Raw genomic sequence first — 13127 nt, 5'->3', positions numbered from 1 at the left:
TGCGTTGCGAGACCGAACATGATAGGCCAAACAACCCCCACTCCCGACGACGAATCTGAAGCCCCGCTGGTCCCCGCGGCACCCGTGCCCGTGGAACAGGAAAAAGCAGAAGAATTCGGCGGCCGCGGCGGACTTGATCCGGTGCGGTATGGCGATTGGGAGAAAAACGGACGCTGCATCGATTTCTGATCAGCATTGAGCCAACGCGGCCGTGTGCCGCCCAGCCGAGACAACGAGCCCAGCGAATGGCGACCAGACAACGCCCACTTTCCCCGCACCTTCAGGTGTATCGCTGGCAGATTCAGATGGCCACCTCGATCCTGCATCGAGCCACTGGCGTCTTTCTGTCTGTTGGTGCCCTCATCATCGCCGCCGGCCTGCTGGCCCTGATGATGGGGCCCGAGTCCTGGAACTGCTTCACCGGCCATGCCGGGGCCTGGTATGGCCGCGTGTTCCTGTTCGCGTGGACATGGTCGTTCGCCTATCACCTGTGCAATGGCATCCGCCACGTCGTGCAGGACTTCGCCATCGGCTTCAGCATCCCCGCCTTCATCCGCAGCAGCTGGCTGTCGGTCATCGGCAGCCTGGTGATCACCCTGCTGGTGTGGGCCTATGTGATGTTCGGAGGTGCCGCGTGAGCAAGTTCCGTACCCCGTTGAAGAACGTGCGCGGCCTTGGCTCGGCCAAGACCGGCACCGAGCACTTCGTGCACCAGCGCCTGACCGCCGCCGCACTGGTGGTGCTGGGCATCTGGTTCCTGGTCTTCGTGCTGGGCCTGCTGGGCTCGGACTACGCCACCGCCGCCGCCGCCGTGGCCAAGCCGTGGAACGCGGTGCCGCTGATCGGCCTGCTGATCGCCATGTTCTGGCACGCGCAGCTCGGCATGCAGGTCGTGCTGGAAGACTACATCCACGAATCGCTGCTGGCCCTGGTGCTGCAGACCGCGGTGAAGTTCGTCGCCGTGCTCGGCATGATCGTCAGTGTGTTTGCGGTGGGCCGCATCGCCCTCGGCGTTGCCTGAGCCCAGGCACCTACACAGGAATCCAGATTAGATGTCCGCTTACAAGATCACCGAACACAAGTACGACATGGTCGTGGTCGGCGCCGGCGGTGCCGGCCTGCGCGCCACGTTCGGCCTGGCCGCCAAGGGCCTGCAGACCGTGTGCCTGACCAAGGTCTTCCCGACCCGTTCTCATACCGTTGCCGCCCAGGGCGGTATCTCGGCCGCGCTCGGCAACATGGGCGAGGACGACTGGCGCTACCACTTCTTCGACACCATCAAGGGGTCGGACTGGCTGGGCGACCAGGACGCCATCGAGTACATGTGCCGTGAGGCCATCCCGGCCATCATCGAGCTCGAACATTACGGCGTGCCGTTCTCGCGCACCGCCGAAGGCAAGATCTACCAGCGTCCGTTCGGTGGCATGACCACCAAGTATGGCGAAGGCCCGGCGGCGCAGCGTACCTGCGCGGCGGCCGACCGTACCGGCCACGCGATGCTGCACACGCTGTACCAGCAGTCGCTGAAGCACGACGCGCGCTTCATGATCGAGTACTTCGCGCTCGACCTGATCTTCGACGAGGAAGGCGCCTGCCGCGGCGTGCTGGCCCTGGACATGTCCGACGGCACCCTGCACCTGTTCCGCGCCCAGGGCGTGGTACTGGCCACCGGCGGCTACGGCCGTGCCTACTTCAGCGCCACCTCGGCGCACACCTGCACCGGCGACGGTGGCGGCCTGGCCATGCGTGCCGGCATCGCCATGCAGGACATGGAGTTCGTGCAGTTCCACCCGACCGGCATCTACGGCGCCGGCTGCCTGATCACCGAGGGTGTCCGCGGTGAAGGTGGCATCCTGCGCAACAGCAGCGGCGAGCGCTTCATGGAGCGTTACGCGCCGCACTACAAGGACCTGGCCTCGCGCGACGTGGTCAGCCGTTCGATGACCATCGAGATCCGCGAAGGCCGCGGCGTCGGCGAGCACAAGGACCACATCCTGCTCGACCTGACCCACCTCGGCCCGGGCGTGATCGACGAGAAGCTGCCGGGCATCGCCGAGAGCGCCCGCATCTTCGCCGGCGTCGACGTGCACAAGCAGCCGATTCCGGTCATCCCGACCGTGCACTACAACATGGGCGGCATCCCGACCAATTACCACGGCGAAGTGGTGCAGAAGGTCGGCGACAACGACAACGCGGTAGTGCCGGGCCTGTACGCCATCGGCGAAGCGGCCTGCGTGTCCGTGCACGGCGCCAACCGCCTGGGCTCGAACTCGCTGCTGGACCTGGTGGTGTTCGGCCGTGCCGTGGCCAACCGCTGTGCCGAGACCATCAAGCCGGGCGCTGCGCACAAGCCGCTGCCGGCCGATGCCTGCGACAAGGCGCTGGGCCTGCTGGACAAGCTGCGCCACGCCAACGGCGATACCCCGACTTCGGTCATCCGCGATCGCATGCAGCGCACCATGCAGGCCGACGCGGCGGTCTTCCGCACCAGCCAGACGCTGAAGGAAGGCTGCGAGAAGATGGACAAGATCTTCGACTCGTTCCAGGACGTGAAGGTCTCCGACCGTTCGCTGGTGTGGAACTCGGACCTGATCGAGACCTACGAGCTGAACAACCTGCTGCTCAATGCGGTGGCGACGATCAACTCGGCCGAACAGCGCAAGGAAAGCCGCGGCGCGCATGCGCACGAGGACTTCCCGGACCGCGACGACGTCAACTGGCAGAAGCACACCCTGGTCAGCGTCGACGAGAAGGGCAAGTGCAGCTTCGACTACCGTCCGGTGCACATGTACACGTTGACCGACGACGTGTCCGTGGTGCCGCCGAAGCCGCGCGTGTACTGATCCGACCCCGCCTACCATGCAATCCGCGCCCACGGGCGCGGGCCGCCTGAGCCAACGAGAGCAGCCATGGCCGAGTTTTCACTCCCCAAGAATTCCAAGATCACGAAGGGCAAGCACTTCCCCGTCAAGAACGGCGGCAAGAACGTGCGCACCTTCAAGATCTACCGCTGGAGTCCTGACGACGACAGCAACCCGCGCACCGATACCTATGAAGTCGATCTGGACGCCTGTGGCCCGATGGTCCTGGACGCCCTGATCAAGATCAAGAACGAGATCGACCCGACCCTGACCTTCCGCCGCTCGTGCCGCGAAGGTATCTGTGGTTCGTGCGCCATGAACATCGACGGCACCAACACCCTGGCCTGCACCCGAGCCATCTCGGACTGCGGCAAGAAGGAAGTGCCGATCTACCCGCTGCCGCACATGAACGTGGTCAAGGACCTGGTTCCGGACCTGACCCACTTCTACGCGCAGTACGCGTCGATCAAGCCGTGGATCCGCACCCAGACCCCGGCACCGCCGGACCGCGAGCGCCTGCAGTCGCCGGAAGACCGCAAGAAGCTGGACGGCCTGTACGAGTGCATCCTGTGCGCCTGCTGCTCGACCAGCTGCCCGAGCTACTGGTGGAACGGCGAGCGTTACCTGGGCCCGGCGATCCTGCTGCAGGCCTACCGCTGGATCATCGACTCGCGCGATGAGGACACCGGTGCGCGCCTGGACGATCTGGAAGATCCGTTCAAGCTGTACCGCTGCCACACCATCATGAACTGCGCCCGGACCTGCCCGAAGGGCCTGAACCCGGCACTGGCGATCGCCGAGATCAAGAAGCTGATGATGGAACGCCGCGCCTGATACACGGCGCAGGGTAGTTGCATGACCCCAGTAGAGCCACGCCATGCGTGGCTTTGCTGTATCTGGAGAAACACGATGGAAGAAGACGTTCTGCTGAAGAAGCTGCGCTGGCGCTGCCGCCGCGGCATGCGTGAGCTGGACCAGCTGTTCGGCCGCTACCTGGACCACGAGTGGAGCACTGCGCCGACCGAAGAGCGCGAGGTTTTCCTGTTCCTGCTCGACTGCGAGGACGATAAGTTGTGGCGCTGGTTCATGGGCTACGAGGCCTGCCCGCATGCGCACGCGATCCCCCTCATGCAGAAGATCCTCGCCCTCAAGCCTTGAGTGGCGCCCCTCGCGGCTGCAGGCCGCCGCCCAGCTGGCGGTGCTGCTGGCTGCGCCGTGGCTGCTGCGCGCATCGGATCTGCCTTCACGGCTGCTGATGCCCGCAGTGGTGCTGGCCTGGTGCGTGGGCCTGGCCGAACTTGCCTGGCGCCAGCGCAGGCCGCGCGTGCAGGTGCTTCTGCCTCCGCTTCCCGAGCCGATTCGGGTGGCCGGGCAGGACGTCGAGGCACCCCGGCTGGTGGTGCGCGGGCCGTGGCTGCTGTTGCGTTGGCATCAGGACCAGCGCCGCCGGTGCCTGCTGTTCTGGCCGGATGTGCTCGATTCCGGGCAGCGACGTGAACTGCGACTGGCCGTGGCCGCACGCGCCGTTTCCCGTCAGCCCCGGACGATGGCACCATAAGCTGAATTGACCGGCGTGCCTGCATGTTCAAACCCATTCCCGTGGCCATTGGCCTGCGCTACCTGCGCGCCAAGCGCCGCAACGGCTTCATCTCCTTCATCTCGATGGCATCGATCCTGGGCATCGCGCTCGGCGTTACGGTGCTGATCACCACGTTGGCGGTGATGAGCGGATTCCAGAAGGAAATCCGCAGCCGCCTGCTGCAGATGACCGCGCACACCACCATCAGCCGCGACGGCGAGCCGATGCCGGACTGGATGCGCGTGGTCGACGTGGCCCGCAAGGATCCGCGCGTGGCCGGTGCCGCGCCGTACATCGAGATCCAGTCGATGATCAGCGGCCCGCGCGTGCAGGGTGCGATCATCCAGGGCATCGATCCGGCGCTGGAGCCGAAGGTATCGGTGATCGACAAGAAGGTCACCAAGGGCAGCTATGCCAGCCTGACGCCGGGCAGCTTCAACCTGCTGCTGGGCAAGGAACTGGCGATCTGGCTCGGCGTCGACGTCGGTGACCAGGTGCTGGTGACCTTCGCCGAAGTGCAGGGCACGCCTGCCGGTGCCGTGCCGCGGATGAAACGCTTCACCGTCAGCGGCATCTTCGAGGCCGGCTACAACGAGGTCGACCGGGGCGTCGGCTTCGCCAACATGCAGGACCTGGAGCGCGTGCTGCGCAGCGACGGCGCCACCGGCGTGCGGCTGAAACTGCACGACATGGACCGCTCGCTGGAAGTGGGTGTGGACCTGGCGCAGAGCCTGGGTGGTGCGTACCGGGTAAGTGACTGGACCCAGCAGAACGCCAACCTCTACCACTCGCTGCGCATGGAGAAGGTGGTGATGGGCATCCTGCTGTCGCTGATCATCGCCATGGGTGCGTTCAACCTGGTGTCCTCGCAGGTGATGCTGGTGACCGACAAGCAGGCCGACATCGCCATCCTGCGCACCCTCGGCCTGACCCCGGGCGGGGTGATGCAGGTGTTCATGGTGCAGGGTTCGCTGATCGGCATCTTCGGCACGCTGGCCGGCCTGATCGGCGGCATCACCCTGACCCTCAACCTGGAACGCATCCTCGGTGCAATCGAGAGCGTGTTCAACGTCAAGCTGCTGCCGGAGGATGTGTACTACATCACCGGCCTGCCGACCGACATGCAGACCGGCGACGTGGTGGCGATCACCGTGGTCGCGCTGCTGATGAGCTTCCTGGCCACCCTGTATCCCGCCTGGCGGGCAGCACGCACCCAGCCGGCGGAGGCCCTGCGTTATGAATAAGGTCTTCAACCGCGGCGATGAGGTGATCCGCGCCGAAGCACTGGGCAAGACCTACGCCGAAGGGCGCATGCAGACCCCGGTGTTCGATGGACTGGACCTGACCGTGACCGCCGGCGAAACCGTGGCGATCATCGGTGCCTCCGGTGCCGGCAAGAGCACGCTGCTGCACCTGCTGGGCGGGTTGGATATTCCGACCGCAGGCGAGGTCTACGTGACCGGCCAGCGCATGTCCGCGCTGTCGGACACCGCGCGTGGCCTGCTGCGCAACCAGGCGCTGGGCTTCGTCTACCAGTTCCACCACCTGTTGCCTGAGTTCACCGCGCTGGAAAACGTGATGATGCCGGTGCTGCTGGCCGGCACCGCCGTGGCCGAAGCGAGCAGCCGGGCCACCACGCTGCTGGAAGCGGTCGGCCTCGGCCATCGCCTGGACCACAAGCCCGGCGAGCTGTCCGGCGGCGAACGCCAGCGAGCAGCCGTGGCACGTGCGCTGGTCAATCATCCGGCCTGCGTGCTCGGCGACGAGCCGACCGGCAACCTGGATGACCGCACCGCTGCTACCGTGTTCGAGCTGATGCTGGAACTCAACCGTGCGCGTCATACCAGCCTGGTGCTGGTTACCCACGACCGCAGCCTGGCGCGGCGCCTGGACCGGGTGCTGGAGCTGCGCGAAGGGCGCCTGCACGCACTGGCCCACGCCGACGTCTGAGCGGCCGGCAACGGCCGCCTCCCGGCGCCTGAACGGGTTTACCTGCCCTCGCGCCGGTTGCACATCGGCCGGCGCATGATCGCAGCAGGTTCCTCGAGGAGATCGCCATGAAGACCCCGATCCTGATCGCCGGACTCTGCCTGGCGCTGGCCGCCTGCGCGACCACCGGCCGGCTCAGCAGTACCGAGAAACTGGATCTGTACCGCGCCCACGCCGGCGCGCCGCAGAACGACATGCAGTTCTTCGGCAGCCTCAATGGCTGGACCGAACTGGGTGACAGCGCGCTGGCGGTGTGGACCCGGCCGAGCGAGGCTTACCTGCTGGAACTGAGTGGTCCGTGCCCGGACCTGTCGTACGCCACCGCCATCGGGTTGACCAGCAGCATGGGCCGCGTGTCATCGCGTTTCGACAAGGTGCTGGTGCGCGACCCGACCGGTGGCCCGCGCATGCCGTGCTTCATCAACAGCATCCGCAAGCTGGACGTGAAGGCACTGCGTGCCTCCGAGCAGGAGCTGCGCCAGGCGCAGGTGCAGGAGCGCGAGGAAAATACGAAATAGCGCGGTAGTGCCGGCCGCTGGCCGGCAACCTGGCATCTGCGCGATGCCGGCCAGCGGCCGGCACTACCTGTGGGTCAGGCTTCCGGGGTGAAGCCGGCAGGCTTTTCCGCGTCCTTCTCGAACAGGAACTTGACCAGTTCGCCCTCAAGGAATGCGCGATGCTCCGGGGTACGCGGCGACAGGCGGTTTTCGTTGATCAGCATGGTCTGGTGCGCAAGCCACGCGGCCCAGGCCTGCTTGCCGATGTTGCTGAAGATGCGCTGGCCCAGTTCGCCGGGGTAGGGCACGAAGTCCAGGCCCTCGGCATCGCGTTGTTCGTACTGGCAGAAGACGGTTCGGGACATGGCACTCACTCGTGGTTGCGGGGTTTCTTGGAATTTCGTTTCGGCGCCTTGATCGTGGCGCCGTCGAGCAGCTTGCGGATCGGCGCTGGCAGGCCCAGCGCGGGCAGCTCGTCGTTGGCGACCCAGCGCAGCGTGGGTTCTTCCACGCGCAGGCCGTGCACCTGCCGCGACAGTACCTGCAGGTGCAGCTTGTAATGGCTGAAGGTGTGCTGCAGCACGGGCAGTTCCTCGGCGTCTTCCAGCGAACCTTCGACGTGCGCGTCGAACCAGTCCTGCAGTACGCTGCCGGCATCGGCCTGCGGCAGCGTCCACAGCTGCGCCCAGATGCCGGTGTCCGGCCGCTTCTGCAGCAGCACGCGCTGCTGGGCGTCGCGCAGCAGCAGGGCCACGGCTTCGCGCTCGGGCAGGGTCCTGCTGGGCTTGGGCGTGGGTAGTTCGGCGGTGCGGCCTTCGCGGCGCGCCACGCACGCGTCCTGCAGCGGGCAGATCACGCAGGCTGGCTTGGCGCGGCTGCACACCGTCGCACCCAGGTCCATCTGTGCCTGGGTGTAGTCGGCCATTCGCCCGGCCGGCACCTGCGCCACGTGCGCCTCGGCAATCGACCACAACTGTTTCTCGATGGCCGGCAGGCCGGGAAAGCCGTCGATGCCGTGGTAACGGCTGAGCACGCGCTTGACGTTGCCATCGAGGATCGCGAACGGATCGTTCCAGGCCTGGCTGAGGATCGCACCTGCGGTGCTGCGGCCGATGCCGGGCAGGGCATGCAAGGCATCGAAATCGCGCGGCAGGTCGCCGTCGTGCAGTTCCACGCAGCGCTTCGCGGCGGCATGCAGGTTGCGTGCGCGGGCGTAGTAGCCGAGCCCGGCCCACTGCGCCATCACCGCGTCATTGCTGGCGGCGGCGAGGTCGGGCAGCGTCGGGAAATGCTGCAGGAACCGCTGGAAGTACGGGATGACCGTGGCTACCTGGGTCTGCTGCAGCATGATTTCCGACAGCCAGACCCGATAGGGGCTGCGTGGGTGCTGCCAGGGCAGGTCGTGGCGACCATGGTCGTCGAACCAGTGCAGCAGGCGGGCGACGAAACCGTCCCGTTCTGCAGTTTCGGCGCTGGCGTGCGGCTGGCGGGGCATTGGAGTTCCAGAGAGGCAGCCACCCGTGGGGTGGCTCTACCAGGCTGCGGTAGAGCCACGCCATGCGTGGCTGCGCGGTGTATCAGGCGCCCAGCGCTTCGGGCAGCAGGGCGTCGACGAACGCTTCCGGATCGAACACGCGCAGGTCTTCCGGGCGCTCGCCGATACCGGCAAAGCGGATCGGGATGCCGAACTCGCGGGCCAGCGCGAACACCACGCCGCCCTTGGCAGTGCCGTCCAGCTTGGTCACCACCAGGCCGGTCACGTTCACTGCGGCATTGAACTGGCGCAACTGCGACAGCGCGTTCTGGCCGGTGGTGCCGTCGATCACCATCAGCACTTCGTGCGGGGCGGTGGGGTCGATCTTGCCGAGCACGCGGCGGATCTTGCCCAGCTCGTTCATCAGGCCGGACTGGGTGTGCAGGCGGCCGGCGGTATCGGCGATCAGCACCGAGGTGCCGCGGGCCTTGCCGGCCTGCAGCGCGTCGAATGCCACCGAAGCGGCATCGGCGTTCTGCCCCTGCGCGACCACGGCTACGCCGTTGCGCTCGCCCCAGGCCTGCAACTGGGCCACGGCGGCGGCGCGGAAGGTATCGCCGGCAGCCAGCATCAGGCTGTGGCCGTCGTCCTTGAAGCGCTTGGCCAGCTTGCCGATGGTGGTGGTCTTGCCGACGCCGTTGACGCCGACGGTGAGCACCACGAAGGGCTTGGCGTTGCGATCGATCACCAGCGGCTTGGCCACCGGCTGCAGGATCGCGATCAGCTCGGCGCGCAACGCGGCCAGCAGCGCATTGGCGTCGGCGAACTCGCGCGACTTCATGCGCTTGCGCAGGCCCTCGACCAGATCGGTGGTGGCGCCCACGCCGACGTCGGCGGTGATCAGTGCGGTTTCCAGTTCGTCCAGCAGATCGTCGTCGAGCTTGGGGTTGCGCGAGAACAGTCCACCGAAGCTGCGCGCGATGACGCTGTTGCGCAGGCGTTCGCGCCAGCCGGGCTTGCCGGCAGGCGCCGGAACGGCATCGATCGAGGCGGCGGCAGGCAGGTCGTCGGTGACCGGTGCCGGGGTGGGCTGAGGCAGTGGTGCGGGTGCCGGTTCGATGGCCGGGGCCGCCACCGGGGCGACGTCGATCCGGGCGGCCGATTGCGGAGCGCTCGGAGCGGGAACGACCGGAGCCGGAACCGCCGGAGCCGGAACCACCGGGGTGGGCTCGAAAGCGACCGGAACGACGGCTGCCGGCGGCGGCTCGGCCGGCGCAGGCGCGGCCGGTACGGCTACCGGTGCTGGCTCTTTGTCCTCGACCGGCGCGGCCGACGGGAACGCCGCCGCCAGCTCTTCAGCCGAGTAGTGCTGGGTCTTGGGTGCCTCCGCTGCGGGGGCATCCTGGGGCTTCTTGCGGCGGAAAAAACTGAGCATTGGCAAAAGGCGCTGAAATCAGGGGGATATGCTACCACTCGGGCCTGTCGGGCCGATGTGGACTCAAGGTCGCGGCCCGCCGGCCGTTAACCGGTCCGGAGGGCTGCGTCGTGCGGCCCGGAGACCGCCATGGACAACGTGATGGGAATTGCCCTCGGCGGGATGCGTGCGTCCCAGCAGGGCGTGCAGGTGGCTGCGCACAACGTGGCCAACCTGGCGACCCCGGATGCCCAGCGCCTGCAGCTGCAGCGCAGTGCTGCCGGGCAGGGTGGGGTGCAGGCCGCGGTGATTCCCGTCGGCGCCGATGCCGGCGCGCCGCTGGGTGACCTGCTGGCCGCGAAAGCCGAGGTGGTGGCCTTCGCCGCCAATGCCGCGGTGATCCGCCGCCAGGACCAGATGCTGGGTTCGCTGCTGGATCGCGACGCCTGAACCCCTTCGGCAGGCGCCAACCGCCGCCCCTGGTGGGTGCCAACCTTGGTTGGCACTCTCCACCCGCGCCGGTAGGTGCCAACCTTGGCTGGCACGCTCGATCCGCCCCGGTAGGTGCCAACCTTGGTTGGCACGCTTTTGGGGCGCCAACCAAGGTCGGCCTCTACCAGAGCACCGCCGGGTAAGCCGGGCCATGCCCGGCGACCACCCTGTCGATCAGGCCGACAGCTCCAGCAGCAGCTTGTTCAGCCTCGCCACGTAGGCACCCGGGTCCTTCAGGCTGTCACCGGCGGCCAGCGCGGCCTGGTCGAACAGCACCCGGCCGAGGTCGTCGAAACGCGCGCCATCGGCTTCGGCATCCAGCTTGGCAATCAGTGGGTGGCCCGGGTTGATTTCCAGCACCGGCTTGCTGTCCGGCACCTTCTGCCCGCTGGCTTCCAGGATCTGGCGCATCTGCAGGCCCAGGTCCTGTTCGCCGATGGCCAGTACCGCCGGCGAATCGGTCAGGCGGTGTGACACGCGCACTTCGGCCACGTCATCGCCCAGCACGGTCTTCAGGCGCTCGACCAGGCCCTGCTTGTCCTTCGCCGCGGCTTCCTGTTCCTGCTTGTCCGCTTCGGTTTCCAGCGCGCCCAGGTCGAGATCGCCACGAGCGATGTCGACGAAGCCCTTGCCGTCGAAATCGGTCAGGTAGCCCATCAGCCACTCGTCGATGCGGTCGGTCAGCAGCAGCACTTCCACGCCCTTCTTGCGGAACACTTCCAGGTGGGGGCTGTTGCGCACCTGGCTGTAGCTCTCGCCGGTCAGGTAGTAGATCTTGTCCTGGCCTTCGGTCATGCGGCCGAGGTAATCGGCCAGCGACACCGTCTGCGCATCGCTGTCGCCGCGGGTGGAGGCGAAGCGCAGCAGCCCGGCCACCTTCTCGCGGTTGTTGTAGTCCTCGGCCGGGCCTTCCTTCAGCACTTGGCCGAATTCCTTCCAGAACGTGGCGTATTGCTCCGGCTTGTCGGCGGCCAGCTTGTCCAGCATGTCCAGCGAGCGTTTGGTCAGCGCCGCCTTCATCGAATCGATGACCGGGCCGGACTGCAGGATCTCGCGCGAGACGTTCAGCGACAGGTCGTTGGAGTCGACCACGCCCTTGATGAAGCGCAGGTACAGCGGCAGGAACTGCTCGGCCTGGTCCATCACGAACACGCGCTGCACATAGAGCTTCAGGCCCTTGGGCGCATCGCGGTGGTACAGGTCGAACGGCGCGCGGCCGGGCACGTAAAGCAGCGAGGTGTACTCCAGCTTGCCTTCGACCTTGTTGTGGCTCCACGCCAGCGGATCGCTGTGGTCGTGCGCCACGTGCTTGTAGAACTCGGTGTACTCGGCGTCGCCGATCTCGGTGCGCGGACGGGTCCACAGCGCGCTGGCGCGGTTGACGGTCTCCAACTCGACGGTGGCGCCTTCCTCGCCTTCCTTCGGCATCTGGATCGGCAGGCCGATGTGGTCCGAGTACTTCTTGAGGATGCTGCGCAGGCGCCAGCCGTCGGCGAAATCATGCTCGCCATCCTTCAGATGCAGGACGATGCGGGTGCCGCGCTCGGCCTTGTCGACGGTGGCGACGTTGAAATCGCCTTCGCCGCGCGAGGTCCAGCGCACGCCTTCACCTGCGGCCAGGCCGGCGCGGCGCGAGGTCACTTCGACCTCGTCGGCAACGATGAAGGCGCTGTAGAAGCCGACGCCGAACTGGCCGATCAGCTGCGAATCCTTCTTCTGGTCGCCGGACAGCTGGCGCAGGAAATCGCCGGTGCCGGACTTGGCGATCGTGCCGAGATGGGCAATCGCCTCGGCGCGACTCATGCCGATGCCGTTGTCTTCGATGGTGATGGTGTGGGCGGCGGGGTCGAAGCTGACGCGCACGCGCAGTTCGCTGTCGCCTTCCAGCAGGGCCGGCTGGGTCAGGGCTTCGAAGCGCAGCTTGTCGGCGGCGTCGGCGGCGTTGGAGACCAGCTCGCGCAGGAAGATCTCCTTGTTGGAGTACAGCGAGTGGATCATCAGCTGCAGCAGCTGCTTGACTTCGGTCTGGAAGCCAAGGGTTTCGGTCTGGGTGGTCTCGGTCATCGATAGGGCTCCATGTGCAATGCCGCGCCAGCGCGTGCGGCCTCGCCAAGGGGTATGGCTGATTGTCCCGAAATCAAGGGGTTGGTCGGCCGGGCGGCGCCCGGCACCTGCAGAGGCCGAAGCAACAGCAACAGCAACAGCAACAGCAACAGCGGGCTATCCGTGGGATGGCGGGGCGGTGTGGGTTGGCAGGACACGCCGTAAACCCCCCTCCGGGGGCCGGCCCAGCCGCTGGCGGCTGTGCGTTCGGGCGCTTGCGAAGCAGTGCTTCGCAAGCAAAGCGCCCTCACCCATGGGGGCTCGATGGCGCCATCCATGGCGCCAACGGTCCTGCCACCCCACACCGCCCCGCCTCTGACAGGTTCACTCGGCTGTTGGTGGGTGTCGACCTTGGTCGACACATCTGTCAGACATCGAAATAAATCTGGGGTCAGATCCGTTTTCCGCAGGAAAACGGATCTGACCCCAAGAGCCGTTCCGACAGATCGCAGGGAACTGTCGAAGGCGGGGTGCATCCAATGGGGTCAGATCCGTTTTCTGCAGGAAAACGGATCTGACCCCAAGAGCCGTTCCGACAGATCGCAGGAAACTGTCGAAGGCGGGGTGGGTCCGGTTGAGGGGGCGTGAGCCGCATGGATGCGGCGACCGAGCTTACATGGACGTACTTGCAGCGTCCCCCTCAACCGGACCCACCCCGCCATCCCGCGGGGATGCCCGCTGTTGCTGTTGCTTCGGCTTCTGCGGGTGCCGGGCGCCG

General features: G+C 66.8%; 15 protein-coding genes. 11 read left to right on the top strand and 4 right to left on the bottom strand.

Translation table 11 applies throughout. The annotated features are described in order from the left end of the window. The first annotated feature begins 18 nt into the window (after positions 1-18). The 10 genes from E5790_RS22170 (at position 19) to E5790_RS01340 (ending at position 6947) form a co-directional block, all read left to right on the top strand. Entirely contained in the window at positions 19-189 is a 171-nt protein-coding gene (locus E5790_RS22170) for a DUF1674 domain-containing protein (protein WP_005409075.1), read from the top strand. 56 nt (positions 190-245) lie between these two features. Then, positions 246-638: a succinate dehydrogenase, cytochrome b556 subunit gene (gene sdhC, locus E5790_RS01380; protein WP_024958620.1), complete on the top strand. Its 393-nt coding sequence runs from the start codon at positions 246-248 to the stop codon at positions 636-638. Further along, the gene (gene sdhD, locus E5790_RS01375; RefSeq protein ID WP_005409077.1) at positions 635-1021 is read left to right on the top strand and encodes a succinate dehydrogenase, hydrophobic membrane anchor protein; all 387 of its coding nucleotides are present in this window, start codon (positions 635-637) and stop codon (positions 1019-1021) included. The genes sdhC and sdhD overlap by 4 nt, the downstream gene beginning before the upstream one ends. Positions 1022-1052: 31 nt before the next feature. Next, on the top strand, positions 1053-2843 hold the full coding sequence (sdhA, locus tag E5790_RS01370) for a succinate dehydrogenase flavoprotein subunit (RefSeq protein WP_014646765.1): 1791 nt from the start codon (positions 1053-1055) through the stop codon (positions 2841-2843). Between the two features lie 66 nt (positions 2844-2909). Beyond that, complete coding sequence (locus E5790_RS01365; RefSeq protein ID WP_005409079.1) at positions 2910-3695, top strand: succinate dehydrogenase iron-sulfur subunit; 786 nt, start codon at positions 2910-2912, stop codon at positions 3693-3695. A 75-nt stretch (positions 3696-3770) separates the two neighbouring features. Beyond that, complete coding sequence (locus E5790_RS01360; RefSeq protein ID WP_005409080.1) at positions 3771-4019, top strand: succinate dehydrogenase assembly factor 2; 249 nt, start codon at positions 3771-3773, stop codon at positions 4017-4019. Beyond that, on the top strand, positions 3970-4419 hold the full coding sequence (locus E5790_RS01355) for a hypothetical protein (protein ID WP_111205700.1): 450 nt from the start codon (positions 3970-3972) through the stop codon (positions 4417-4419). The genes E5790_RS01360 and E5790_RS01355 overlap by 50 nt, the downstream gene beginning before the upstream one ends. 23 nt (positions 4420-4442) lie before the next feature. Next, positions 4443-5684, top strand: coding sequence for a lipoprotein-releasing ABC transporter permease subunit (locus E5790_RS01350; protein WP_032958619.1), 1242 nt, complete (start codon positions 4443-4445; stop codon positions 5682-5684). Continuing rightward, positions 5677-6390, top strand: coding sequence for a lipoprotein-releasing ABC transporter ATP-binding protein LolD (gene lolD, locus E5790_RS01345; protein ID WP_005409083.1), 714 nt, complete (start codon positions 5677-5679; stop codon positions 6388-6390). The genes E5790_RS01350 and lolD overlap by 8 nt, the downstream gene beginning before the upstream one ends. A gap of 107 nt (positions 6391-6497) precedes the next feature. Then, positions 6498-6947, top strand: a complete 450-nt coding sequence (locus tag E5790_RS01340) for a DUF6491 family protein (RefSeq protein ID WP_032958624.1) — start codon at positions 6498-6500, stop codon at positions 6945-6947. Between the two features lie 74 nt (positions 6948-7021). On the opposite strand, the gene E5790_RS01335 is transcribed toward E5790_RS01340, so the two are convergent. The 3 genes from E5790_RS01335 to ftsY form a co-directional block, all read right to left on the bottom strand. After that, positions 7022-7291 (bottom strand): oxidative damage protection protein, encoded by a 270-nt coding sequence (locus E5790_RS01335; RefSeq protein ID WP_049442323.1) that lies wholly within the window; start codon positions 7289-7291, stop codon positions 7022-7024. 5 nt (positions 7292-7296) lie between these two features. Continuing rightward, entirely contained in the window at positions 7297-8421 is a 1125-nt protein-coding gene (gene mutY / locus E5790_RS01330) for an A/G-specific adenine glycosylase (protein ID WP_111205701.1), read from the bottom strand. Positions 8422-8503: 82 nt separating this feature from the next. Continuing rightward, entirely contained in the window at positions 8504-9835 is a 1332-nt protein-coding gene (gene ftsY / locus E5790_RS01325) for a signal recognition particle-docking protein FtsY (protein WP_111205702.1), read from the bottom strand. A gap of 129 nt (positions 9836-9964) precedes the next feature. Between ftsY and E5790_RS01320 the strand changes: the two genes are divergently transcribed. Beyond that, entirely contained in the window at positions 9965-10264 is a 300-nt protein-coding gene (locus tag E5790_RS01320; RefSeq protein ID WP_014646771.1) for a hypothetical protein, read from the top strand. 216 nt (positions 10265-10480) lie between these two features. On the opposite strand, the gene htpG is transcribed toward E5790_RS01320, so the two are convergent. Continuing rightward, complete coding sequence (gene htpG / locus E5790_RS01315) at positions 10481-12370, bottom strand: molecular chaperone HtpG (protein WP_111205703.1); 1890 nt, start codon at positions 12368-12370, stop codon at positions 10481-10483. Positions 12371-13127: the final 757 nt, after the last annotated feature.

It is taken from the genome of Stenotrophomonas sp. PAMC25021 (assembly GCF_004795795.1).
GTDB lineage: Bacteria > Pseudomonadota > Gammaproteobacteria > Xanthomonadales > Xanthomonadaceae > Stenotrophomonas > Stenotrophomonas muris.
This window is presented reverse-complemented; position numbering and strand designations above follow the sequence as displayed.